At 59.3% G+C, this 23307-nt stretch carries 24 protein-coding genes; 7 read left to right on the forward strand and 17 right to left on the reverse strand.

The window, feature by feature from the left end; all coding sequences use genetic code 11:
* Positions 1 to 99 precede the first annotated feature (99 nt).
* Positions 100 to 882, forward strand: coding sequence for a helix-turn-helix domain-containing protein (locus ACQUQP_RS15580; protein WP_432695947.1), 783 nt, complete (start codon positions 100 to 102; stop codon positions 880 to 882).
* 57 nt (positions 883 to 939) lie between these two features.
* Here ACQUQP_RS15580 and clpX read toward each other — a convergent pair whose 3' ends face one another.
* The 13 genes from clpX to ACQUQP_RS15645 form a co-directional block, all read right to left on the reverse strand.
* Positions 940 to 2271, reverse strand: a complete 1332-nt coding sequence (gene clpX, locus ACQUQP_RS15585; RefSeq protein WP_432695948.1) for an ATP-dependent Clp protease ATP-binding subunit ClpX — start codon at positions 2269 to 2271, stop codon at positions 940 to 942.
* On the reverse strand, positions 2268 to 3146 hold the full coding sequence (gene nifM, locus ACQUQP_RS15590) for a nitrogen fixation protein NifM (protein ID WP_432695949.1): 879 nt from the start codon (positions 3144 to 3146) through the stop codon (positions 2268 to 2270). The genes clpX and nifM overlap by 4 nt, the downstream gene beginning before the upstream one ends.
* Positions 3130 to 3603 carry a nitrogen fixation protein NifZ gene (locus ACQUQP_RS15595; RefSeq protein ID WP_432695950.1) on the reverse strand — a complete coding sequence of 158 codons (474 nt, stop codon included), beginning with the start codon at positions 3601 to 3603 and terminating at the stop codon, positions 3130 to 3132. The genes nifM and ACQUQP_RS15595 overlap by 17 nt, the downstream gene beginning before the upstream one ends.
* A gap of 5 nt (positions 3604 to 3608) precedes the next feature.
* Positions 3609 to 3941 (reverse strand): nitrogenase-stabilizing/protective protein NifW, encoded by a 333-nt coding sequence (nifW, locus tag ACQUQP_RS15600; protein ID WP_432695951.1) that lies wholly within the window; start codon positions 3939 to 3941, stop codon positions 3609 to 3611.
* A gap of 11 nt (positions 3942 to 3952) precedes the next feature.
* Positions 3953 to 4477 (reverse strand): hypothetical protein, encoded by a 525-nt coding sequence (locus tag ACQUQP_RS15605; RefSeq protein ID WP_432695952.1) that lies wholly within the window; start codon positions 4475 to 4477, stop codon positions 3953 to 3955.
* Positions 4478 to 4487: 10 nt separating this feature from the next.
* Positions 4488 to 5270, reverse strand: coding sequence for a serine O-acetyltransferase (gene cysE, locus ACQUQP_RS15610; RefSeq protein WP_432695953.1), 783 nt, complete (start codon positions 5268 to 5270; stop codon positions 4488 to 4490).
* A gap of 10 nt (positions 5271 to 5280) precedes the next feature.
* Positions 5281 to 5436, reverse strand: a complete 156-nt coding sequence (locus ACQUQP_RS15615; protein WP_432695954.1) for a hypothetical protein — start codon at positions 5434 to 5436, stop codon at positions 5281 to 5283.
* Positions 5420 to 6583, reverse strand: coding sequence for a homocitrate synthase (nifV, locus tag ACQUQP_RS15620; RefSeq protein WP_432695955.1), 1164 nt, complete (start codon positions 6581 to 6583; stop codon positions 5420 to 5422). The genes ACQUQP_RS15615 and nifV overlap by 17 nt, the downstream gene beginning before the upstream one ends.
* A gap of 253 nt (positions 6584 to 6836) precedes the next feature.
* Positions 6837 to 7070, reverse strand: coding sequence for a hypothetical protein (locus ACQUQP_RS15625; protein WP_432695956.1), 234 nt, complete (start codon positions 7068 to 7070; stop codon positions 6837 to 6839).
* 216 nt (positions 7071 to 7286) lie between these two features.
* Positions 7287 to 7625: a hypothetical protein gene (locus ACQUQP_RS15630; RefSeq protein WP_432695957.1), complete on the reverse strand. Its 339-nt coding sequence runs from the start codon at positions 7623 to 7625 to the stop codon at positions 7287 to 7289.
* A 47-nt stretch (positions 7626 to 7672) separates the two neighbouring features.
* Complete coding sequence (locus tag ACQUQP_RS15635; RefSeq protein ID WP_432695958.1) at positions 7673 to 7984, reverse strand: hypothetical protein; 312 nt, start codon at positions 7982 to 7984, stop codon at positions 7673 to 7675.
* Between the two features lie 138 nt (positions 7985 to 8122).
* Positions 8123 to 9244 carry an enoyl-CoA hydratase/isomerase family protein gene (locus tag ACQUQP_RS15640; RefSeq protein ID WP_432695959.1) on the reverse strand — a complete coding sequence of 374 codons (1122 nt, stop codon included), beginning with the start codon at positions 9242 to 9244 and terminating at the stop codon, positions 8123 to 8125.
* 81 nt (positions 9245 to 9325) lie between these two features.
* The gene (locus ACQUQP_RS15645; RefSeq protein WP_432695960.1) at positions 9326 to 10180 is read right to left on the reverse strand and encodes a MurR/RpiR family transcriptional regulator; all 855 of its coding nucleotides are present in this window, start codon (positions 10178 to 10180) and stop codon (positions 9326 to 9328) included.
* A 321-nt stretch (positions 10181 to 10501) separates the two neighbouring features.
* On the opposite strand from ACQUQP_RS15645, the gene ACQUQP_RS15650 reads away from it, so the two are divergent.
* From ACQUQP_RS15650 to ACQUQP_RS15660, 3 genes are read left to right on the forward strand one after another with little or no spacing between them, the layout of a single operon-like run.
* Positions 10502 to 11347, forward strand: coding sequence for an HAD-IIB family hydrolase (locus ACQUQP_RS15650; protein WP_432695961.1), 846 nt, complete (start codon positions 10502 to 10504; stop codon positions 11345 to 11347).
* A gap of 27 nt (positions 11348 to 11374) precedes the next feature.
* Positions 11375 to 12598, forward strand: a complete 1224-nt coding sequence (locus ACQUQP_RS15655) for a glycosyl transferase (protein ID WP_432695962.1) — start codon at positions 11375 to 11377, stop codon at positions 12596 to 12598.
* Positions 12595 to 14331, forward strand: coding sequence for a sugar phosphorylase (locus ACQUQP_RS15660; protein WP_432695963.1), 1737 nt, complete (start codon positions 12595 to 12597; stop codon positions 14329 to 14331). The genes ACQUQP_RS15655 and ACQUQP_RS15660 overlap by 4 nt, the downstream gene beginning before the upstream one ends.
* 45 nt (positions 14332 to 14376) lie before the next feature.
* Here ACQUQP_RS15660 and zwf read toward each other — a convergent pair whose 3' ends face one another.
* On the reverse strand, positions 14377 to 15852 hold the full coding sequence (zwf, locus tag ACQUQP_RS15665) for a glucose-6-phosphate dehydrogenase (RefSeq protein ID WP_432695964.1): 1476 nt from the start codon (positions 15850 to 15852) through the stop codon (positions 14377 to 14379).
* Between the two features lie 181 nt (positions 15853 to 16033).
* On the opposite strand from zwf, the gene ACQUQP_RS15670 reads away from it, so the two are divergent.
* Positions 16034 to 16921 carry a D-hexose-6-phosphate mutarotase gene (locus ACQUQP_RS15670; protein ID WP_432695965.1) on the forward strand — a complete coding sequence of 296 codons (888 nt, stop codon included), beginning with the start codon at positions 16034 to 16036 and terminating at the stop codon, positions 16919 to 16921.
* A 488-nt stretch (positions 16922 to 17409) separates the two neighbouring features.
* On the forward strand, positions 17410 to 18330 hold the full coding sequence (gene thpD, locus ACQUQP_RS15675; RefSeq protein WP_432695966.1) for an ectoine hydroxylase: 921 nt from the start codon (positions 17410 to 17412) through the stop codon (positions 18328 to 18330).
* A gap of 173 nt (positions 18331 to 18503) precedes the next feature.
* Here the strand turns inward: thpD and ACQUQP_RS15680 are convergent, their stop codons facing one another.
* Positions 18504 to 19997 (reverse strand): CoA-acylating methylmalonate-semialdehyde dehydrogenase, encoded by a 1494-nt coding sequence (locus tag ACQUQP_RS15680; protein ID WP_432695967.1) that lies wholly within the window; start codon positions 19995 to 19997, stop codon positions 18504 to 18506.
* Between the two features lie 70 nt (positions 19998 to 20067).
* A complete protein-coding gene (locus ACQUQP_RS15685; protein ID WP_432695968.1) occupies positions 20068 to 21402 on the reverse strand; it encodes an aspartate aminotransferase family protein in 1335 nt (444 codons plus the stop codon).
* 130 nt (positions 21403 to 21532) lie between these two features.
* On the opposite strand from ACQUQP_RS15685, the gene ACQUQP_RS15690 reads away from it, so the two are divergent.
* Positions 21533 to 22456 carry a LysR family transcriptional regulator gene (locus ACQUQP_RS15690; protein ID WP_432695969.1) on the forward strand — a complete coding sequence of 308 codons (924 nt, stop codon included), beginning with the start codon at positions 21533 to 21535 and terminating at the stop codon, positions 22454 to 22456.
* Here ACQUQP_RS15690 and ACQUQP_RS15695 read toward each other — a convergent pair.
* Positions 22446 to 23306, reverse strand: coding sequence for a phosphate/phosphite/phosphonate ABC transporter substrate-binding protein (locus ACQUQP_RS15695; protein WP_432695970.1), 861 nt, complete (start codon positions 23304 to 23306; stop codon positions 22446 to 22448). The genes ACQUQP_RS15690 and ACQUQP_RS15695 overlap by 11 nt on opposite strands.
* Position 23307: the final 1 nt, after the last annotated feature.

The raw sequence follows: 23307 nt of genomic DNA on the forward strand, positions 1-23307 counted from the left end.
GATAACTGAAATTAGCGACGCGGATTTTCGCACTGTCGTTAGCTATTGATATAGCGCTATCCTGACAACCCTTAGCGACAAACTGACAGAGTGCAGCAGATGGCCTTTCCCACCCATGAACTCATTGCGCCGACGTTTGAGCCGGCCCCGGATGCGCCGCTGCTTTTTCGCACCGCGTGCATTCCGGACAACTCCGCCTACCCGGCCCACACCCATGCCTGGGGCGAGTTCGTCTACTCCTTCAGCGGCGTTATGGAGGTGCGTGTGGGCGGAAAAACCTACCTGGCCCCGCCCCAGTATGGACTCTGGCTGCCACCTGACCAGGAGCATCAGGGCCTGAGCCGCTATGAGTCGACCCACTGTTCGCTGTATATAGCCGGCGACCTGATGCGTGGTTTTCCCGGACAGGCCTGCGCCCTGCAGGTCAGTCCGCTGGTTAATGCCCTGCTGACTCACCTCAGAGAGAATCCGTTTCAGCCGCCGTACAATGAAGAGGAAACGAGGCTGCTGCGTGTGCTGACCGACCAGCTGGCGGTAGCCGCGCCCCTGGACAGCTACCTGCCTAGCTCTCAGGACCCACTGCTGCTGCCGATACTCACCCAGTTTGAAAACCACCCCGGCGATACCCGCCCGCTGTCTGAGCTGGCTGAAATCACCCACACCACCGAACGCACGCTGATGCGACGGGCACAAAGAGAGCTGGGTATGTCACTCACCGAGTGGAAACAGCGCCTGCGGGTGGTCAAGGCGATGCCGAAACTCGAAGCGGGGGAAAGGGTGGAGAGCGTGGCACTGGAGATGGGTTACTCCAGTGCCAGCGCTTTTATCGGAATGTTCCGAAAGCTGATGGGCGTCACACCGGATGAATACCGGCGCAGATGAGGCGTATCATTCGCTGCAAGCGGCGCGCCCCGCGCCGAATGGCACAGGGGCTGGTAATTACCGGGCGCCACTGTTGGCCGATTCGCCGGCTGCCGGCACCTCGACCGGATCTAACTCTTCGCTGTCACCGAGCACTTCGCGCACGATCAGCTCGCTGGCATCATCGACCTGCTCCCGGTCAACCACCGCTTTCTTCAACTGCGGGTTGGAGGGCATTTCGTACATGGTACGGCGCAGCACCGACTCCATGATCGAACGCAGACCGCGTGCCCCTGTGCCGCGGGTGCAGGCCAGTTCGGCGATACGATTAAGCGCATCCTCGGTGAAGGTCAGCTCCACCCCCTGGTAGGCGAACAGCTGGCTGTACTGTTTGACCAGGGAGTTGCGCGGTTCCTTCAGCACCCGCACCAGCGCCTCGGTATCCAGTTCATGCAGGAAGGTGATCACCGGGAAACGGCCGATGAACTCCGGGATCAGACCAAAGCCCTGCAGATCGTCGGGCTGCAGCGCGGCCAGCAGCTGGTCATGGGTATGCTCCGGGTCCTCCACAAAGGCAGCCTGGAAACCGATGCCGCCTTTTTTCGGCTTCAACCGTTGACGCACCAGCTCTTCCAGTCCCGGGAAGGCACCACCGACAATGAAAAGAATATTGGTGGTATCGATCAGCTCATCACCATTTTCATGGCGCCGACCGCTCTTGGGCAGCTTGACCTCGTTGCCCTCGACCATCTTCAGCAGCGCCTGCTGCACCCCTTCACCGGAGACGTCACGGGTCGCCGTGGCACCCGCGCCCTTGTTGGCCAGTTTATCGACCTCATCGACATAGACGATGCCCCACTGGGCACGCTGCACGTCGCCATCGGCGGCATCCACCAGGCGCCGCAGGATCGTATCGACATCATCACCTACGTAACCGGCCTGGGTCAGCGTGGTCGCATCTGCCACCACAAAGGGCACGCCGATGACCCGCGCCAGGCTTTTCACCAGCAGGGTTTTACCGGTGCCCGAGGGGCCGGCCATCAGCACATTGGACTTTTCCAGTTCCACCGCCTGATCAGACTCATGCAGGCTCTCGCTCTTACCGGTATTGATCAGTCGCTGATAGTGGTTGTAGACGGCAACGGCGAGGATCTCCTTGGCACCATCCTGACCGATCACGTATTGATCCAGGTGGGACTTGATCTCTTTCGGCGCCAACAGGGATTCCGCCAGGTCAGCGCGCTTGGCGCTCTGCCCCCAGCTGTTCACCACTTGGTGCGCCAGTTCAACACAGGCCGAGCAGATGAACCCCTCGTTACCTGAAATCAGTGGCGTATCGGCGGACTGTTCAACACCACAAAACGAGCAGTTTAGCTTGGATTTTTCGGTCATGCGTTCACCCCTGGTCATGCGTTGACGACTTTGGCCGGTGTATTCAGACGGCTGAGCTGATCAGCGATCCACTGACGCTGGAACTGGGAGCGCTGACGCTCCTCCAGGCTCTGCCGCAGTTTGGGTAGGATTTCCGCCAGAGGCACCTGGCGGGGCGGCTGTATATCGCCGCAGAGAAGCAGATGAAAACCGAGTTCCGAACGCACCGGAGCACTGATTTCGCCGCGCTGCATGTTAAACAGCACCGCATCCAGCTCGGCAAACAGCTTGCCACGCTCCACGGTCCCGACCAGCCCACCATGGAAGGCGGTGGGGCACTCCGAGTGTTTCTGAGCCTGCTCTTCAAAGCGGGAAGGTTTCCTGCTGACCCGGTCGCGAATCTCTTCGATCCGTTTCAGCGCACCGGCCTCGCTGTTTTCAGCGTACTCATCGTTCACCGTGATCAGGATGTGGCGCACCTCGCGCTTTTCGGTCACCGCAAAACGCTCCGGATGCATGTAATAGAAGAGCTCGGCATCCTCGTCGCTGACCTCACACTGGCCAACAGAGACCCGGTCCAACACTGCTTCGACCTGAAGCTCGCGACGCAGCCCTTCCCTGAGCAGTTCCTGCGAAAGTCCGCCCTGCTCTACCGCCTGAAGAAAGGCGGCGTAATTTTCGAAGCGGCTCTGGATCTCTTTCAGCGCCGATTCCACCTGGGATTCAGGAACAACGATTCCCTGGTTCTCGTCGGCATAGAGAATCGCGCTTTCTATATTTAGCTGATGCGCCACACGAGCGGCAGCTTCAGTGGCCTTATCGCCTTCCAGGTCATTGGGCGCGCACTCGTAATGGCTCCAGGCCAGTTTAAACAGGGCGTAGACCGCATGAGGGTTATCAGTGCTGGGGCTCATCTGTCTGCTCCTCCGGTTCAGCGGCTTGCAACGCCACCTCGGGAATTTCAATTGCCTGTCCGTTGATAAAGATGTTGTAGTGAATGTCACTACCACCATCGCCATCACGGAGAACATTCTCGACCTCACCCAGATCGCCCGCCTTGGCGATCACCTCACCATCCATCTTCAGGGTGCAGCGCACACGAACCTTGTCGCGAAACTCAAAACGGTTCTGTACCCAGGGCGCATCAGCGGGGATCAGCTCCTCCTCACGGCAGCCCACGGTTTTATCCTTGTCGAGAAAATGCACGCGGTAGATCAGCTGATCCTGCAGGTAGGTACCCACGTCATACACCACACCGGTGGCACCGCGGGTCAGCAGCAGCTCGCCCACTTCCAGCCCGGGGTAGGTACCATCATTACGCACGTTGCGGGTCAGGCGCACAGAATCGCCGTACTCGTATCTCGGACGCATAGGCTTCAGGACCCCAACAGCTGATCAAGCGGAACAAAGGTGGTCTGCGGCTCATGCATGCGGAAAACCTTGAACACCTTTTCGGTCAACGCATCGGACTCGACAAAGTCCTGATAGGCCTGGCCAAGCATCTGATGGTAAGCGTCCTTCAAGGCAGCTTCGTCTTCAGGCAGGTTGCCGGCCTTTTCCATCTTCTGCAGATAGTCGTGGTAACGCTGCATGATGTGCAGGCGGTTGACCATCACGACCTTGGGGTCGAACTCGATCTCGAAATATTCGAGAAACTCTTCCGCCGAGCTCAGTTCTTCCAGGTCTTCAATAAATTCGAAGTCGCTCATAACGGTTCCCCTTACGCGCTCATGCGCTGTGACAGTGAATAAATTCCCATGCGGTTGTAGGCCACCTCGAGCAGCATGGCGACATTGAGGCGATCGGCGGTGTCCAGTTCACGCACCTTTTCCAGACGTTCGATGCCGGATTCGATCTCGCCCATGCGCATCTGCAGATAGCCCGAGCCTTTCAGCGCCAACAGATAAAAACGCACCATGCTGAACGACTGAATCATGCCGTGGGCGAGAATATCCAGGTTCATCTGCCGCCAGTGGCCGCGGTATCCGAACATCCGGCCGGACAGATCGATGGCACCTTCGGCAATAGTGAGGGCATCGGCGTAACGGTGCTGGTAGTAATAGAAGCGATAGAGCGCCACATGGACCATCAGGTTTTCCGGTGCCAGCTGCTGGGCTTCGAGCAGGAAGGGCTCAGCCTCGCCTTCGCCATAGGCTTCGGCGGCCTGTTCAATCAGCCCCAGAACACGCGCTTGCGGTGGTGACTCGAAGTACAGGTCGTTCACGTCGAAATCATGCAGGTCCATCGCTATCCCCTCAGGAAAAGTGTTGCTTGCCACCGGCACAGTCGTTTTCGCAGATCTCGCTGGCGGGCGAGCAGTTGCTGAAATACCTGGCCTGGTAGTCGGGTTCGAGGCGGCCATCCGTTTCCAGCCGCGCCTCCAGTGTGTCGATACGCTCCAGCAGGCAGGCGATTGCGCGACCTACAGGATCGGGAATCAGGTGATGATTGAGGTTGATGCCGCCCTCACCGCTATTAACCGGCTGGTCAGACACAATCCGACCGGGAATGCCAACCACGGTACTGCCCTCGGGCACATCCTGGACCACTACCGAGTTGGCCCCCACCCGCGCATCGCTGGCGATGGTGATCGGCCCCAGAATCTTGGCGCCGGCTCCGATCAGCACCCGGTCACCCAGAGTGGGGTGACGCCGTCCCTTGTTCCAGCTGGTACCGCCCAGGGTCACGCCGTGATAGAGCGTCACATCCTGGCCGACTATGGCCGTCTCACCGATCACCACGCAGGCACCGTGATCGATAAACAGCCGGTCACCGATCTTCGCCCCCGGGTGAATATCCACGTTGGTCAATAACCGCATCAGATAGGCGATCAACCGTGCCGGGTAGCGCCAGTTCGAGCACCAGAGCCGGTGTGCCAGACGGTGCATGATCACTGCATGCACCCCCGGGTAGGTGGTCAGCACCTCCAGGCGGTTACGCGCGGCGGGATCGCGCTGAAAGACGCATCCGACATCCTCTTTCCAGCTGGAAAAGAGACTCTTCTTTACCACGGGCACTGTGTTCAGACCGGCGTTCATGGCGGGCTCCTTACTTGCCCGGGCGGCGATGAACCGGGTGCGCCACCGGCGTACCCCGCCCCATGACAAAGCCGCTGAGAATCAGGTGGCGCTTCATGGCCGCCGCATGTTGATCTTCGGCCTGGTGACGTTTCTGCTCTTCGGTGCGTTCAGTTTCCGGCTTCATACTGAAGTCCTCCTTCGGCATTGAGAGAATTAAGGTGCAGCTGTTGCAGCTCCATCGGCGTAAGCGCCTTCTTGGTGCGGGTGACATAGGTGCGGATCTGCTCCAGAAGACCCGCCGCATCGTCACGATCCAGCGTGATGCCGAGCAGGCCGTAGGCATGGATCACTGCACTGGTACCTGAGTGTTTGCCCAGTACCAGCTCATGGGAGCGACCGAGCAACACGGGATCGAGCCCCTGATAATTGCGAAAATCCTTCAGCAGCCCATCGGTGTGGATGCCTGACTCGTGGGTAAAGACATGACTGCCCACAACACTTTTCTGACAGTGCACAGCGCGGCCAGAGGCCGCTTCGACCAGCGCGGACAGGCTCGATAACTGGGCGATATCGACACCTGTGCTGATACCGTAAAGCTGATGCAGACCAACCACCGCCTCCTCCAGCGCCGCATTGCCTGCGCGCTCACCAAGCCCGTTTACGGTGGTGTTGATATGGGTCGCCCCGCCCATCACCGCCGCCAGGGTATTGGCGGTGGCAAGGCCCAAGTCATCATGGGCGTGCATCTCGATCTCGAGATCGCTGTGCGCTCTCAGGGTCTGCATCTGGGAAAGGACGGAGAAGGGTTCAAGAATGCCGAGGGTATCGGCATAGCGGATGCGACGGGCACCGGCCTTTTCGGCCACCGTCATCATCTCGCGCAGGAAGTCGATATCGGCACGGGAGGCGTCCTCGCAACCGAGGCAGACCTCAAAACCGAGGTCCAGGGCTCTGCGTACCTGGCGGTCGATCTGGGCCAGCACCCAGTGCCGGTCGCGGCGCAGTTTGTGAGAGATCTGCTGGTCTGAGGCAGCGATGGAGAGATCGACTCGATCCACACCGGTACCGGTCGCGGAGTCGAGATCGTTGTCGCACATGCGACACCAGGCCATAAGGCGGGGACCGAGTCTCTGGGCGGCGATCGCACGCATCACATCGCGTTCCGCCGCGCCCATGGCGGGAATGCCCACCTCCAGCTCGGGTACGCCAGCCCGCGCAAGCGCTGCAGCAATACGGAGCTTTTCATCCGCATTGAAAGCTACACCGGCGGTCTGTTCACCATCCCTCAGTGTAGTGTCGTTGATCACGACCTTGCGCTTGGTTTGAGTCATCTGGTTTACCCCTGTAATCCAACTGGATTGTCAGTTAGACAGGTGCAAACCTCGTTCCAGACACTTTTTGTCTTTATTTCATATAGTTAGGAAATAGCCTCCAGCCAGGCCTGGCCGAAAACAAGACAAAACGCGCCGTTTTGTAGCAAAACGCACAGGTGGTAAAAAGGCGCAAGAAGACGCAATGAGGCCTATCCGACATCGCCGGATTTAAAGACAAGCCGGGGGGCTTGGCTCTGGGAAGATTGAAATGTCAGCGTTTGCGACGCCCGATATCCCGCATCAGTCCACTGATATCCAGGTCCGCGGCGTCAGCCAGTGCTTCCAGATCCTTGGGTGGGCTGGGCGGAAGACCGCTGGTCGAACGCATGGGTTCGGTGCGACGACGCTTCTTTTCTTCCGCTTTCTTCTCGACCAACTGCTTGATGTTTTCCAGCTGCTCAAGCGAAAACTGCTGCAGGTAAACAGTAATATCGTCTTCTTTCATGTGTAGTGAGATGTTGTACCGTAGCGGCGACGGAGAATGTCGCTCAGGATAAGGTGGACCCTAGTGTAGCCGCTCGCGGGCCAACACTGAAGCCTTTTATCGGCCCTGCACACAGGGCCTGACTGCATAAAGTTGCGCTCTGCACCAAGCCGGGCGGATGGGTCGCCCCTCCACCGCCCGATGGTATGCACGGGATTCAAGTGCCGGCTTTAAAGCCTAGCGGGGCGACTTATTGCAGCAGTGCGGCACATGACGCGACGAATCCCAGGTATTGCGATCGGTCATGCGGTACCAGTTGAGGCGCAACCGCTCCAGACGTCCCCGGTGCGGACTGATACCAAAGCCAGCCAGTACCTCCAGCACCTGGTCCAGCTGTAACCGGGAAGCGTCGTAACGAAGCTCCAGCCGCTGCTCTCGCCATTTAACCGCGGCTATTCCGGATAGCTCTGTCAGGCGGGCCTGCACTATCTCCGGGTCTACGGATAGTCCGGTCAGCTTAAGCCGACGTTTCAGGATAAACTCCACATTGAGGGGCTGTTCTGTCTGTTTACTCACAATAAAACTCCTGTCCTTAACAAAGTGATAATCGCCGGGCACGACTATCAGATCGCAGGCGGATGCAGGGGGTGAGAGAGATAACCAGCCAGAGTCGCCGCCCCGGGGTCTTCGCCCCACCAGGACGAATCGCCCCCCGGACCTTCAGAAAGCACAGCCGGGATCAGTGATACCTGAAAATGGCATCCAGCCTGGCAGCAGCCGGCCACGCACGCCAGGCTGCGGGCCACAGCGGCCCGGTCACACTGGACAACGGCTTCGCTTACGGCCTGCGGGCACAGTTGCTCGGCCAGTACTGCATCAAAGGGTTTGAGCAGCACCAGCAACATCAACAACAGTGACAGGCGCAAACGTTTCATCGCTTAGATGGGTTCTCCGGGTAAGCGCCCGGCGATCACCGGGCGGCTCAAAAAGTATCTGCAGTGTCGCAACCACAGGCTGACAAACACTCTGTTAATGACTGACCAATGCCTGGTATTAGCAAAAACCTTACCGGGTTAGACCGGCACATTCGCCGGCATCGGCAGGTCAGCCAGTGGGTTCTCATCCCAGAGCGGGATAAAGAACTGGTCCACGGCGGCCGGGTCGACTTCCGCGACGGACGGGAAAGTCCAGGCCGGTGTCCTGTCCTTGTCCACCAGCAGCGCACGCACACCTTCGGGGAATTCGCGGTGAAGACCGCACTGCACCGCCAGATTCAGCTCGGCCGCAAAGCACTCACGCAGTGAAAGATAGCGGCAGATCCGCAACTGACGCTCGATAATCCAGAGCGACAGCGGACTGCCGTGCTGCACGGCCGACTGGGCCCGTTCAATCCACTTATCGTTGGTTTCGGTGGCCAGTAGCGCCTCCACCAGCGCCGGAACACCCGCTTGATCGGTAATATCCTGGATCAGATCGAAATGGTCACGCACCGGGGAATGGGGGTTCATCAGCACTTCGGACTCGGTTTCCAGGCCGGTTAACACGCTCGTCACCACCGTCTCGGCGCTGAGTTTGTCCCAGCTGGCCGCCATCAGCTGTGACAGCAGATCCTGGTAGCGCTCGTTGGCGACAAAACGGTCGGCCAGTCCCAGGTAAAGCGCATCGGCGGCATTGATCGGGTTGCCGGTCAGTGCCAGAAACAATCCGAGCCGGCCCGGCAGGCGGTTCAGAAACCAGCTCGCGCCCACGTCCGGAAACAGGCCGATGGTCACTTCCGGCATCGCCATATGGGTCCGCTCCGTCACTACCCGGTGACTGCAGCCGTTCATCAGCCCCATACCACCGCCCATAACGAAGCCGTCGGCCCAGCAGATAATCGGTTTGGGGAACATATGCAGTTGATGGTCGAGCCGGTACTCCGCCTCGAAGTAGCGCCGCGGCGCGCCCAGATCGCCATCCTTGATCTGGTTGTGCAGGCTGACCACATCACCACCGGCGCAGAAGGCTTTCTCGCCGGCACCCCGCAGCACCACAGCACGGACATCCTCCGCTGTGGCCCATTCGTCGAGGCAGGGAGTCAGCTGTTCGATCATCACCTGGCTGAGCGCATTCAACGAGCGCTCCGCGTTAAGCACCACTTCCATGACGCGATGACCATCAGCGGTCGCGTGGGTATTGACGACAACGGTAGGCATAAACCCCTCCATGAATTAAGACCGGTATAGACTCATTCAATCATATCTGAGGGGTGGAAGTCGCGATGCAACAGGTCGCGCTCAGTCGAGCGGGTAGCGGGTACCCTTGAGGCTTTCCTTGATCCGCTTCAGGTGCGACTGGAAATCGGGACCACGGCGCAGAGTGACGCCGGTGGCAAGAATATCCACCACCACCAGGTGGATGATGCGCGAGATCATCGGCATGTAGTTGTCGGTATCCTCCGGCTCATCGATACCGAGCACCACGCTGCAGTGCTCTGCCAGGGGCGAACCGGGAGCGGTTACACCCAGTACCGTGGCACCGCCCTCGCGGGCCAGCTCGGCGATCTCCACCAGTTCCCGGGTACGGCCGGTGTTGGAGAAGATAACGATCACGTCACCGGTGGAAGCCGCCGCCGCCACCATGCGCTGCATCAGTACGTCGTCGTAGGCCACCACGGGGATATTGAAGCGAAAGAACTTGTGCTGCGCATCGTTGGCGATGGGACCACAGGCGCCCAGACCAAAGAAGGCGATCTGCTTGGCCTGTATCAACTGGTCCACGGCCAGATTCACGTCAGCCGGGTCGATCAGTTCCTTGGCGATGGACAGGCTTGCCATGGTCGCCTCGAAAATTTTCGGGGTATAGACCTCTGCCGTATCACCCGGCTCCACGCTGCGTGTCACATAGGGAACGCCGCTGGCCAGGGCCTGCGCCAGGTGCAGTTTGAAATCGGGGAAACCTGCCGTGTTGAAACGCTTGCAGAAGCGGTTCACGGTGGGCTCACTGACATCCGCCGCCTTTGCCAGCACGGCGATGGAGGCACGGGTCGCCGCCTCGGGGTCAGCCAGGATCACATCCGCCACCTTGCGCTCCGAACGATTCAGATTTTCCAGTGCGGCGTCTATTTCCCGGATTAGATTGTATGGCGACATGTTGCTCCCTGGTTAGCTCAGATTCCGGCCAAGAAACAAAATATATCAGACTTTATGTTCAATTACTTATAAGCCTCTTGGCTAACCGGAGCCACATAATCGCACCACTTCAGTGCATCAAAAAATCCTATCGGGGCTTCTGCACCGGCCTAAAGCAAAGCCATAAACCCGGTGCGGTGTCGCCTGGCAGTAGAAATTGCTATAACCAGTAGGGAATGCGGCAAATTCGTGCCCCTTGGCACAAAGATCGCTTATTTATGCCAACAACAAACCGTCAGGAGACCAGCCGATGTGCCTTAAAAGGGTCATCAGCGAAAGCCCATGACTGATACGACACAGATACCAGCCCCCCTTCCCCTGCTGATCGTGACCGATCTCGACGGCACTCTGCTCGACCACGACACCTACAGTTTCGAGGCGGCTCTGCCTGCACTTGAACGTTGCCGCGCTGCCGCGCTGCCTGTGGTGCCCAATACGAGTAAAACCCGCGCCGAGCTGATGCTGCTGCGTGACCGGCTCGACAGCAGCGACCCCTTTGTCATTGAAAACGGCTCTGCCATCTGTATCCCGGAGCAGCAGATCCAGCTGCACGGCGAGGATACCAGCTTCAACGAGGGGTTCGTGGAGTTACCGCTGGGCGTCGAGCTCGACGAAATCCGCAGCATACTTACTCCGCTGCGGGAGCGGTTCAGCTTTGAAACCTTCGCCGACTGGAGCCTGGATCAACTGGTCAGCAACACAGGCCTTGCCCGCGAAGAAGCCGAAGCCGCCGCTCTGCGCCGCTATAGTGAGGCCCTGTTGTGGAAGGACAGCGACGCCAACAAAAAACTGTTTATCGAGGAGTTGAAAAAACAGGGCCTGCACGCGCTGCAGGGAGGCCGTTTCCTCAGCGTGCTGGGAGCCGAGGCCGACAAGGGAGCTGCTCTTGAGCGCCTCAAACAGCTGTATCGACCCGTGCTCGGCGATACCCCAACGGTGATCGCCCTCGGCGACAGCCATAACGACGAGGCGATGCTCAACGCCGCCGATATCGCGGTCATCATCGCCAACCCGGCGTCAAAAACGCCGGAAGTGAATGCACCGGAAGTGATTTACTCCAAAGCCAGCGGGCCGGCAGGGTGGAACGAAGTTATCCAGACCCTGCTGAACAGATTCGAGGTCCGCTAAACAGGTTCAGCCATACAGGAGATAGGTATGGGCGACTTTTATCAGAACGGTGTGATCACCACCCTGCATAACCTCTGCGACCGCCCGGTCGCAGAACTGGAGAAGGAGCTGGCCGACTACGGCCGCCGCAGGCCCATGTCCCTGGTCCTGCCTTCACTTTATTCCGAACTGGAGGGCCCGGCACTGCCGAGGATTCTCGACGATCTCTGCGAAGTCCCCTACCTCAACGAAATCGTCATCGGTCTGGATCGCGCCAATGAAGAGCAGTATCGCAGTGCACTCAAGTTCTTTGAGCGCCTGCCCCAGCATCACCGGGTGCTGTGGAACGACGGCCCCCGCCTGCGGGCGATCGACCAGCAACTGAGCGATCTGGATCTGGCCCCCCGGGAGCCCGGCAAGGGCCGTAACGTCTGGTACTGCCTCGGCTATGCCCTGGCCACCGGACGCGGCGAATCCGTGGCGCTGCATGACTGCGACATCCTCACCTACGACCGCGGCCTGCTGGCAAGGCTCATCTACCCGGTGGCCAACCCCAACTTTAACTATGAGTTCTGTAAGGGTTACTACGCCCGCGTTGCCGACGGCCGCATCAACGGTCGTGTCAGCCGCCTGCTGGTCACGCCGCTGATCCGCGCCCTGAAAAAGGTGATTGGTCCTACCGATTACCTGGATTTCATGGACTCCTTCCGCTACCCGCTGGCCGGCGAATTCTCCTTCCGCCGTGATGTCATCAACGACATCCGTATTCCCAGCGACTGGGGGCTGGAAGTAGGCATGTTGTCGGAGATGAACCGCAACTACTCCCACAACCGCATCTGCCAGGTCGATATCGCCCGCACCTACGACCACAAGCACCAGCCGATGTCAGCGGAGAACGCCGAGGCCGGGCTGTCCAAGATGTCGATCGACATCAGCAAGTCGATGTTCCGCAAGCTCGCCACCCAGGGCGTGGTCTTCAACACCGAGACCTTCCGCACGCTGAAGGCGACCTACTTCCGCATCGCGCTGGATTTCGTTGAAACCTACCGCAACGATGCGCTGATCAACGGCCTGGATTTCGATATTCACAATGAAGAACTGGCCGTGGAGATGTTTGCCCGCAACGTAATGCGTGCCGGCGAGGATTTCCTCAGCAAGCCGATGGAAACTCCATTTATCCCCTCCTGGAACCGTGTCATCAGCGCCATGCCCGATGTGTTTGATCGCTTGATCGATGCGGTTGAGGCTGACACCAAGGAGTTCTTTGAATGAGCCAGTCCGATCTCGACGTGCTGCGCCAGCGCGTTCTTGCACACCTGAACTTCATCTACCCGGGCAGCAACAACGAACTGCTTGGCGAGCAGCTGCTCAACGCGATGCAGCTGACCAGCCGCTGTGAGCCGCCCGCGCCCCATGAAAACCTCTGGAGCGAAAAGGATGTACTGCTGATCACCTACGGTGACAGCCTGTTGCGCAAGGACAAAAAGCCGCTGGAAACGCTCAAGCGCTTCCTGCATGAGCGTCTGCACGATTCGATATCGGCGGTTCACATTCTGCCGTTTTTCCCCTGGAGCTCCGATGACGGCTTTGCCGTCATCAACTACGCCGAGGTCAACGACGCGCTCGGTGAATGGGCCGATGTGGAGTCGATCGCCGGCGAGTTTGACCTGATGTCCGACCTGGTGATCAACCACTGCTCCAGTCGCAGCCTCTGGTTCGAGAACTTCAAGGCGGGCAAGGATCCGGGCCAGGATTACTTCCGCCTGTCGTCACCGGATTTGGACCTGTCCCAGGTGGTGCGCCCGCGCACCTCTCCCCTGCTGAAAGAGGTGGAGACGATCAACGGTACACGCTATGTCTGGTGTACCTTCAGCCATGACCAGGTGGACCTGGATTTTGCCAACCCCAATGTGCTGCTGGAGTTTGCCGGCATAGTGCGCAAATACCTGGACCACGGTGTGCGCATCTTCCGTCTCGATGCGGTGGCGTTCCTGTGGAAAGAGCTGGGAACCCCCTGCATCAACCTGCCACAAACCCATGAGATGATCCGTCTGCTGCGTCTGCTGATCGAGCACGCCGCACCCGGTGCGATCATCATCACAGAAACCAACATCCCGAATCTGGAGAACCTTTCCTACTTCGGCAACGCCAATGAAGCGCACAGCATCTACAACTTCTCGCTGCCACCGCTACTGGTGAACACCCTGGTCACCGGCAACAGCCATGCCCTGCGCAGCTGGCTAATGACCATGCCGCCGACACAACAGGGTACCTGCTACCTGAACTTCATCGCCTCCCACGATGGCATCGGCCTGAGACCGGTGGAGGGGCTGCTGAGCGAATATGACGTAAACCAGCTGGTACGCACCCTGGAAGGGTTCGGTGCGAAGGTTTCCTGGCGTACCCTGGCAACGGGTCAGATGCGCCCCTATGAGATCAACGTGGCGCTGTTTGACGCCATGCGCGGCACCCAGGCCGGCGAGGATGAGTTCCAGGTCGAGCGTTTCCTCTGCGCCCATAGCATCATGCTGGCGATGGAAGGGATACCGGCGCTCTACATCCACAGCTTCCTGGGTACCGAAAACGACTATCGCCGGGTGGAACTGTCACAGCACAACCGGGCGATAAACCGCCACCAGTGGGATGCCGACCTGCTCGAGGCACAGCTGGATGATGAAACAAGCCACCACGCCCGGGTGCTGAACAGCCTGAAAGTGCTGATCGCACTGCGTCGCAAGCAGCGTGCCTTCCATCCCAACGCGTCGCAGTACTCACTTCAGCTGGGTGACGAAATCGTGGCCCTCTGGCGCCAGAGCATCGACCGCAGCCAGCATATTTTCGCCATCAATAACATCACCAACCGACCTCAGCAGGTCTCCCTGGCTTCGGTTAACCTGCCCAATGCCACACACTGGACCGACCTGATAGGCGGCGAGGTCTATACAGACCGCTGCGCGACCATCTGCCTGGCGCCTTATCAGAGTATCTGGCTTTCCAATCAGTAAACCCGCACCTTTCCCGCCGCACCGAGGCGGGAAAGGCACACAAGCCTAACCCTCATGCCAGGAGCGGCCGTCGCGTTCAATCAGTGCGATGGAGCCGATCGGTCCCCAGCTGCCTGACGAATAGGGTCTGACCTCATCGCCGCTATCCGACCAGGCCTCGATCAGGGCATCGCACCAGCGCCAGGACGCTTCCACCTCGTCACGACGCACGAACAGCGACTGGTTACCTCTTAACGCTTCGAGAATAAGCCGCTCGTAGGCATCGGGGGTGCGGTGATCCTCCTCCCCTTCTGAGAAATTCAGATGCAGGCCACGGCTCTGCAGCGCCATCCCCTTATCCAGGCTCTGTTCCTTGGTCACCACCTGCAGGCGGATCCCCTCGTCCGGTTGCAGACGGATAATCAGCTTGTTGGTCACCACGCTTTTCTGTTTCGGATCAAAGATGTAGTGCGGCTGATTCTTATAGACGATGACGATTTCCGACATCTTGGTGGGCATCCGCTTGCCGGTGCGCAGATAGAACGGCACGCTGGCCCAACGCCAATTGTCGATCTTCAGGCGCAGGGCAACGAAGGTCTCGGTGTTACTGCGTCCCCGACTGCCCTCTTCCTCCGTATAGCCGGGACATGCCTGCCCCTGGATGGCACCGGCGGTGTACTGGCCGCGCACGGCGCTTTTATGCACATCCTCGGCGGCGATCGGACGCAGCGCGCGAAGCACCTTGAGCTTTTCATCACGGATACCGTCGGCGGTCAGCTGGCTGGGCGGATCCATCGCCACCATGCAGAGCAGCTGCAGCAGGTGGTTCTGCACCATATCGCGCATCTGCCCCACTTTGTCGTAGTAACTCCAGCGCCCCTCGATACCGACGGTTTCCGCCACGGTGATCTGCACATGGTCGATATGACTCTGGTTCCACTGAGAGCCGAACAGGTTGTTGGCGAAGCGCAGTGCTATCAGGTTTTGCACCGTTTCCTTGCCAAGATAGTGATCGATCCGATACACCCGGCTCTCATCGAAATACTGGCAGACCGTATCGTTGATCTTGATAGAGCTTTCCAGGTCATGCCCGATCGGCTTCTCCAGAATGATACGGCTGGTATCGCTGATGGCTCCTGCCGCCTGGAGCCGGTGACAGATCTCGCCAAAAAATGCCGGAGGCGTGGCAAGGTAGTTCACCATCACCCGCTGCTCATGATCAACCAGCTGCGCCAGTCTCTGGTAACCCGCATCCTCGGTGAAGTCGAGCCCGACAAACTCCACGCGCTCAAGAAATTCGCGTCCGGCGCTGCCTTTCAGCTCCGCCGGTTTAACAAAGCGGTTCAGCGTGGCGCTGACTTCATCATGAAACGCAGCAACACTGCTGCAATCCTTGGCGACACCGATAATCCGCGTATCGGGATTAAGCAGCTCGTTGCGATGCAGCTGAAACAGTGCCGGCAACAACTTGCGCATCGACAGGTCGCCACGGGCACCAAACAGAACAAAATCGGTGGGATAGGCCTTGTCCAGATCAATCATACCTGCAGCACTCCTGTCTCCTGCGTTTATTAGACAGTATCACAGCTTTTTTCAGCCTGCCGCGTTGCACAATGAACTGAACAAAGCCACAAGCAGTGCTCGATGCCTTTGTTATACTGCGCGAAAACAGCCACCACCGATCGGGCCACAGGCCTGACACAGCCAGTGCGGGAGCTTACAGATGTTCGAACCATTCACCCTGCCGGATCGAATCCGTTTTTATGCCGGCGAAGGCCAGCTGCCCGAGTGCGAGATGACAGGGCCTGGCGGGCGCGTACGTATCTGCCTTCAGGGAGCCCAGGTGTTGAGTTACGAACCCGAATACAAACAGGATGTTTTCTGGGTCAGTTCGACAAGCCGCTACCAGCTGGGTAAAGCGATTCGCGGCGGTATTCCGGTCTGCTGGCCCTGGTTTGGCGATCACCCTGAAAACCCGGAGCTGCCCGCTCACGGCTTTGCCCGCACCTCACTCTGGGAGGTCCGTTCCAGCTTCGCCGACACCGAGGTAACGCGCCTGCAGCTGGGCCTGACCGACTCGCCCAGCAGCGAGCAGCTCTGGCCCGGCCACTTCGAACTGATCCTCGATATCGAGCTGGGCGAACAACTGGTGCTGTCTCTGACCACCAGCAACACCGGCTCTCAGACATTCAATATCACCGAGGCGCTGCACACCTATTACGCGGTGGGCGCTGCCGACAACCTGCAGATCGAGGGGCTCAGGGCGCACCGTTACCAGGACAAGCTGGAGAACTTCGCGGTCAAAACCCAGGAAGAGGAACTCGCACCCCAGCCACCACTGGATCGGGTCTACGATACCGACCAGCCGGTGACGCTGATCGATCCGCTGCTGAAACGCCGCATCCGCATCGACAAGTCATCCAGCGCCTCCACCATCGTCTGGAACCCGGGTGCCGACATCGCCGCCGGCATGGCCGATGTGGGCAGCGGTGAAGAGACCGGTTTCATCTGTATCGAGGCGGGCAACGCCCGGGAACGGGTCATCCGCCTGGCGCCGGAGGAGAGCCACTGCCTGAAGATGGCGATTCAGGTCGAAACCATCGACGACTGACGCCGGCCCAGCCCTGCGCCACTTTGACTCTCCGGGTTTAACTGTTCAGAATACCCGGCGAGTCAGGGAGTTGATGCAGCGGTATTTTGACCCGACTGCTGACTCTGAGGCGCACCGCTGAGCTCTTGAACCAATCCAAGAGCGGGTCGGTTTCACCCACGCCGGTGACCCGTCGACCGCCCCCCTCAGCCGCCTCGGATGGCGATCATTCTGGAGCCAGGGCTCCGGTCAATCCGTCGATTACAGCGCTTGAATCGGCAACGCAAACACTGAAAAACCGCAGACCAACTCCGCTCCGGGCATTTATTTCGCTGCCCCTGTATTTTGCTCCGCCGCTGTATCGCCAGCCTTAGCTGTCGATGCCGGCTGCGCGACTGACGGCGATAAACGCAGGCCCACAGACTCATGACTTAACCTGAAAACCGGCGCGGCAACCGCCCAGTCCTGGTGCGCCCACTGCCTGCGCCCGACAAAAAAGGAGGATATAGATGAGCCACACTGCAGATCTCTACCCGTCCCGACAGCAGGAAGAGCCGCAGATCATCGAGCGTCAGGATCCGACGCTGTACAACCAGAATTTCAACAACGCCCCGCTGAGCGAAGCCCAGCTAAAACAATACGAGCGGGACGGCTACATCCTGCTGCCCGACCTGTTCAGCCAGGCCGAGGTAAAACGCTTTCTCGCCGAAATGGGCCAGATGGAGAAGGACCCGGACCTGCTGGCCAGCGAGACCGCCATCACCGAGCCCAACGGCAACGCCCTGCGCTCGGTATTCCAGATTCACCATAACAATGAACTCTACGCCAGCGTGGCCGCAGACCCGCGTATTGCCGATATCGCCCGCTTTATCCTCGATGACCAGGTGTATATTCACCAGTCACGGCTCAACTTCAAGCCCGGCTTCAGCGGCAAGGAGTTCTACTGGCACTCCGACTTTGAAACCTGGCACGTGGAGGACGGCATGCCGCGGATGCGGGCCCTTAGCGCATCGATTCTGCTCACCGACAACACCGAGTTCAACGGCCCGCTGATGGTGATGCCCGGCTCCCATCGCGAATATATCGCCTGCGTCGGCGAGACCCCGGAAGACTACTACCTTGAGTCCCTGAAGGCTCAGACCCTGGGTACACCCGACGCGGCATCGCTGCAGCAGTTCCAGCAGCGCTACGGTCTGCGCTCCAGCGCCGCAAAAGCGGGCTCGGTGCTGCTGTTCGACTGCAACCTGATGCACGGTTCCAACAGCAATATCACCGCCAGCCCGCGCTCCAACCTGTTCTTTGTCTACAACGCCCTCAGCAACCAGGTTGTCGAGCCATTCGGTGGTGGCAAACCACGCCCGGAATTTCTCGCATCCCGCGAAAGGATTACACCGGTAGTGTCACCGGCGCCGCAGCGCAAGGTGGGCTGATCAGCCCGCTCTGAAATAAACGTCGGACCTTCAGACGTGAAAGAGGGGACCCTAAGGCCCCCTCTTCAGAAGTTACGAAGGACAACCGAAACGGTCGAAATTCGCCCTCACAGTATACCTGCCAGGGCTGTACGCCGCTATCGCCCTTCCTTTCCTAAGCGAGGAAGGAGCCCTCAGCTCGGGAAAGAGTAAACCACGCCTTCGCGCACACCGCTGGAAGGCCAGCGCTGGGTGATGGTCTTGCGACGGGTGTAGAAACGCACCGCATCCGGACCGTAGGCACTCAGATCACCGAACAGGGAACGCTTCCAGCCACCGAAGCTGTGGTAGGAGACAGGCACCGGCAGCGGTACGTTGACGCCCACCATGCCGACCAGGATCTGATCGGTGAAGTAACGGGCCGCTTCACCGTCACGGGTGAAGATGCAGGTGCCGTTACCGTATTCGTGATCGTTGATCAGCTGAATCGCCTCTTCCAGACTGTCGACTCGGACAACCACCAGCACCGGACCGAAGATCTCGTCGGTGTAGATGCTCATCTCCGGGGTGACCTTGTCGAACAGGGTCGCACCGACGAAGTAGCCGTTCTCATGCCCCTCGACCACCAGGTCACGACCGTCAACAACCAACTCGGCCCCTTCCGCTACACCCGCATCGATATAGCCCTTGACGCGGTCACGCGCCTCAGCGGTGATCAGCGGGCCCATCTCGTTGCTGTTATCAAGACCGGAACCCACTTTCAGGCCGGCAATCTGCTCTTTCAGCGCGTCAACCAGCCTGTCAGCGATCTCATCACCCACGGTGACAGCGACAGACAGCGCCATGCAGCGCTCGCCGCAGGAGCCGTAAGCGGCACCCATCATGGCGTTAACGGCGTTATCCAGATCGGTATCCGGCATCAGCACGGAGTGGTTCTTGGCACCACCGAGGGCCTGGCAGCGCTTGCCGTTAGCGGCGGCCTGCTCGTAGATATACTGGGCGATCGGCGTGGAGCCGACAAAGCTTACCGCCTGTACTGTGTCAGACTGCAGCAGCGTATCCACCGCCTCCTTGTCACCGTTGACCACATTCAGCACGCCCTTGGGCAGACCCGCTTCCATCGCCAGCTGGGCGATCATCAGCACACTGCTGGGATCACGCTCGGACGGCTTGAGGACGAAGGTGTTACCGCAGGCAACCGCCGCCGGCCACATCCACAGCGGCACCATGGCCGGGAAGTTGAACGGCGTAATGCCGGCCACGACGCCCAGCGGCTGGAACTCGCTCCAGCTGTCGATGTTCGGACCAACGTTTTTGCTGTGCTCGCCTTTCAGCAGCTGCGGGATACCGCAGGCGAACTCGACGTTTTCGATACCGCGCTGCAGCTCGCCGCGGGCGTCGTGCAGTACCTTGCCATGCTCGGTGCTGATCAGTTCGCAGATCTCATCCGCTTTCTCTTCCAGCAGCATCTTGAAGCGGAACATTACCTGGGCGCGCTTGGCCGGGGGAGTGTTACGCCACTCCGGATAGGCCGCCGCGGCGTTGGCAATCGCCTGCTCCACGGTTTCAACACTGGCCAGCTCTACTTCTCCGCTGACTTCGCCGGTGGAGGGGTTATAAACCGGCTGGGTGCGACCACCGGTCAACACCGTTTCGCCACCGATAAAATGTCCAACTGTGTTAGTCACCCTGAATCTCCTGTCGCTCTGATAACTCTTATATGAATTTTATCTATCCTGATCTTTGCGCAGCGCCGACTCAGTCAGCGCTGTTGATCGCATCACCGAGGATGTTGATGATCTGATCGATCTCATCGGTCTCGATGATGAACGGCAGCCCCAGCTGCAGGGTATCGCCGCCGTAACGTACGTAGAGTCCCTTCTTCCAGCACTGCATGGCGATCTCCCAGGGACGTCGGGTTGGCTCGCCCGGTTTCGCGGCGATGGTAAGACCGGCGGCAAAACCGTAGTTACGGATATCGGTGACATGCTTGCTGCCCTTGAGGCTGTGCACCTTCTCTTCGAAGATCGGCGCCAGCTCGGCAACGCGCGGGACCAATTTGTCTTTTTCCAGCACATCCAGCGCCGCCAGTGCCGCAGCGCAGGCCACCGGATGCCCCGAGTAAGTGTAGCCGTGCGGCAGCTCCACGTTGTAATGGGCACCACCGGCGTCCATAAACGCATCATGGATCTCGTCTTTGACGATGACGGCCCCCATCGGAATCGCACCGTTGGTAATCTGTTTGGCCACATTGATCATATCCGGCACCACGCCGAAGGCGTCGGCACCAAACATGGCACCGGCACGGCCAAAGCCGGTAATGACCTCATCGAAGATCAGCAGAATGCGGTGCTGGTCACAGATCTCGCGCAGACGCTTGAGGTACCCCACCGGCGGGATGATCACGCCAGCGGAACCGGAGAACGGCTCCACCATCACCGCCGCGATGTTGGAGGCATCGTGCAGCGCGATCAGGTCTTCCAGCTCATTGGCAAAGTCGGCTCCCTGCTCCGGCATCCCCTTGGTGAATGCCATTTCCGGACGCCAGGTGTGGTGCAGATGATCCGCCTCCATCGCCTGGCCCCAGAGTTTGCGGTTGCCACCGATACCGCCAAAGCTGATACCGCCCCAGCTGGCACCGTGATAGCCCTTGGCACGGCCGATGATACGCGTCTTGGTCGCTTCGCCTTTCTGCCGCCAGTAGGCGCGGGCAATCTTGGTGGCGGTATCGGCCGACTCGGAACCGGAGTTGGTGAAAAACACCTTATTCAGCCCTTCAGGCGCCAGAGAAGCGACCTTCTCGGCCAGCTGAAACGCCAGCGGATGGCCGTACTGGAACGCCGGGGCGTAATCCAGGGTACCCAGCTGTTTGGCAACAGCTTCCTGAATTTCGGGACGGCTATGACCGGCTCCGCAGGTCCACAGGCCAGACAGACCATCGAGGATCCTGCGACCTTCCGCATCAATCAGGTAGCAGCCTTCCGCCGCCGTGATGATACGTGGGTCGGCCTTGAATTCACGGTTGGATGTATAAGGCATCCAGTATGCATCGAGCTGTGCTTGGGTCAGCCCTGCCAGTTCAGCCTGGTTCATCGCTTTTCATTCCCGAATGGTTAATGGGCAATCGCTTGATGGGAATGCACTTTAGACAACCACTTATGTTTGATAAATTACATTTTATCGAAACAAACTTTCATTTTTACGAAACTTTAAAAGGGCCTCGATGAGAGCACTACTGGGCAACCTGAGCGACGCGGATATCCGCCTGCTGAGAATCTTCATGGCAGTGGTTGAAGCCGGCGGCCTGAGCGCCGCCGAGCTGGAGCTGAATATCGGCCGATCCACCATCAGCCGCCACCTCAAGGACCTGGAGATACGCCTAGGCATGACCCTGTGCCGGCGCGGTCGCGGCGGTTTTTCGATGACCCAGGAAGGTCTGCAGATATACGAATACGCCCAGCGCCTGATCACCTCCATCGAGGAGTTCCGTCACCAGGTGAACGATATGCACCGCACGCTGCAGGGGCAGCTGTCGATCGCCATGTTCGATAAAACGGTCAGCAACCCGGAGTGCCAGGTGCCAGCTGCCATCAACCGGTTTATTTCCCAGGCACCGGAGGTGCAGATCGACATTCATGTAGTGCCGGTAAACCTGATCGAAAAAGGGGTACTGGACGGGCGCTACCATGTGGGCGTGATTCCAACCCACCGCCCGTCAAGCAGCCTCCAGTATATCCCGCTGTTTGGCGAGCAGATGTATCTCTACTGCGGCGAGGGACACCCATTGTTTGAGCGCGCCGATACGGCAAGTCCGGATGAGATCCGCCGGCAGCGCTACGCCGGACTGAGCTTTCACAGCCCCAATATGGAAACCACGCGTCAGCATGATCTTCAGAAAAGCGCCGTCGCCAACGACCAGGAAGGGATCGCCACGCTGATTAGCTCCGGCGCCTATATCGGCTTTCTGCCCGACCACTATGCCGAACGTTTTATCCGCTTTGGCAAGATGCGCCGCCTGGAACAGGGCGGCTTCCACTACCACTGCGACTTTGCCGCCCTGTACCGCAAATCGCCGGCGCCGACACGGCTGGTAAGGGAGTTTCTGTCAGCACTTGAAGAGTGCCACGGCCACCCGGTCAGCGGCTGAGTTCGGCGATCGGCCGGTAGGCATCGTTGTCGACCGGGATAATCGCCTCGGCTCCCTCGGAATCCAGGTAGGCCTGCAGGCCAGGATGTCCCGACAGCATCAGTTCGCTGATCCGCCTGCGCATCGGCTCACAGAGTTTCGAACCAAACACGAAGGGATCGAAATGGATCGGCTCCGAACGCCAGAGCACCCGAAAACTGTCTCGCCCGATGATTCCCTGGTCGAGAAAATCATCCGCCCGGCGGCTGGAGACAAAGGCCGCGGCTACCTGCCCGGACAGCAGCGCCTCCATGGCGCGGTCGTGAGAGCCTGCGTAGATACGCGAAGCGAAAAACCGATCCAGAGGCATATCCAGCAGTCGAGCAAACTGGGTCGACGGTATCAGCTCACCGGAGGTACTACCGGGATCGGTGAAGGCAACACTCGCCCCCTGCAACTGGTCAACCTGCTGGTAGTTCGAATCCCCGCGCACAATAAGGATCGACTGGTAATAGGCCCCTTCCGGGGTAAAAACACCGTCGGCGTATGAGATCGAGGCAAACGCTTCCACCCGGTCATTCTGCTCATGGGCACGGACGTAGGACGCCGGTCCCAGCACCGCCATATCCAGTCCGCCATCGACCACGCCCCTTACTACCGACTCGTAGGAGACCGGACGGACTATATCCACCGGAATATCCAGTTCGCTGGAGAGCAGCGCTGCCAGGTTGGCAAAAATTTCCACCTCTCCATCCAGGTCCGCTTTCGGCACCATGGAGAAATGCAGCCGTTCCACTGCGCAGCTATCCTGCTGCGCCGCAAGGACGGGCTGAACCCAAAGAGCCATTGCCAGCAGTGCGATCTTGATCATA

The organism is Marinobacterium sp. YM272 (genome assembly GCF_050908845.1).
Lineage (GTDB): Bacteria > Pseudomonadota > Gammaproteobacteria > Pseudomonadales > Balneatricaceae > Marinobacterium_D.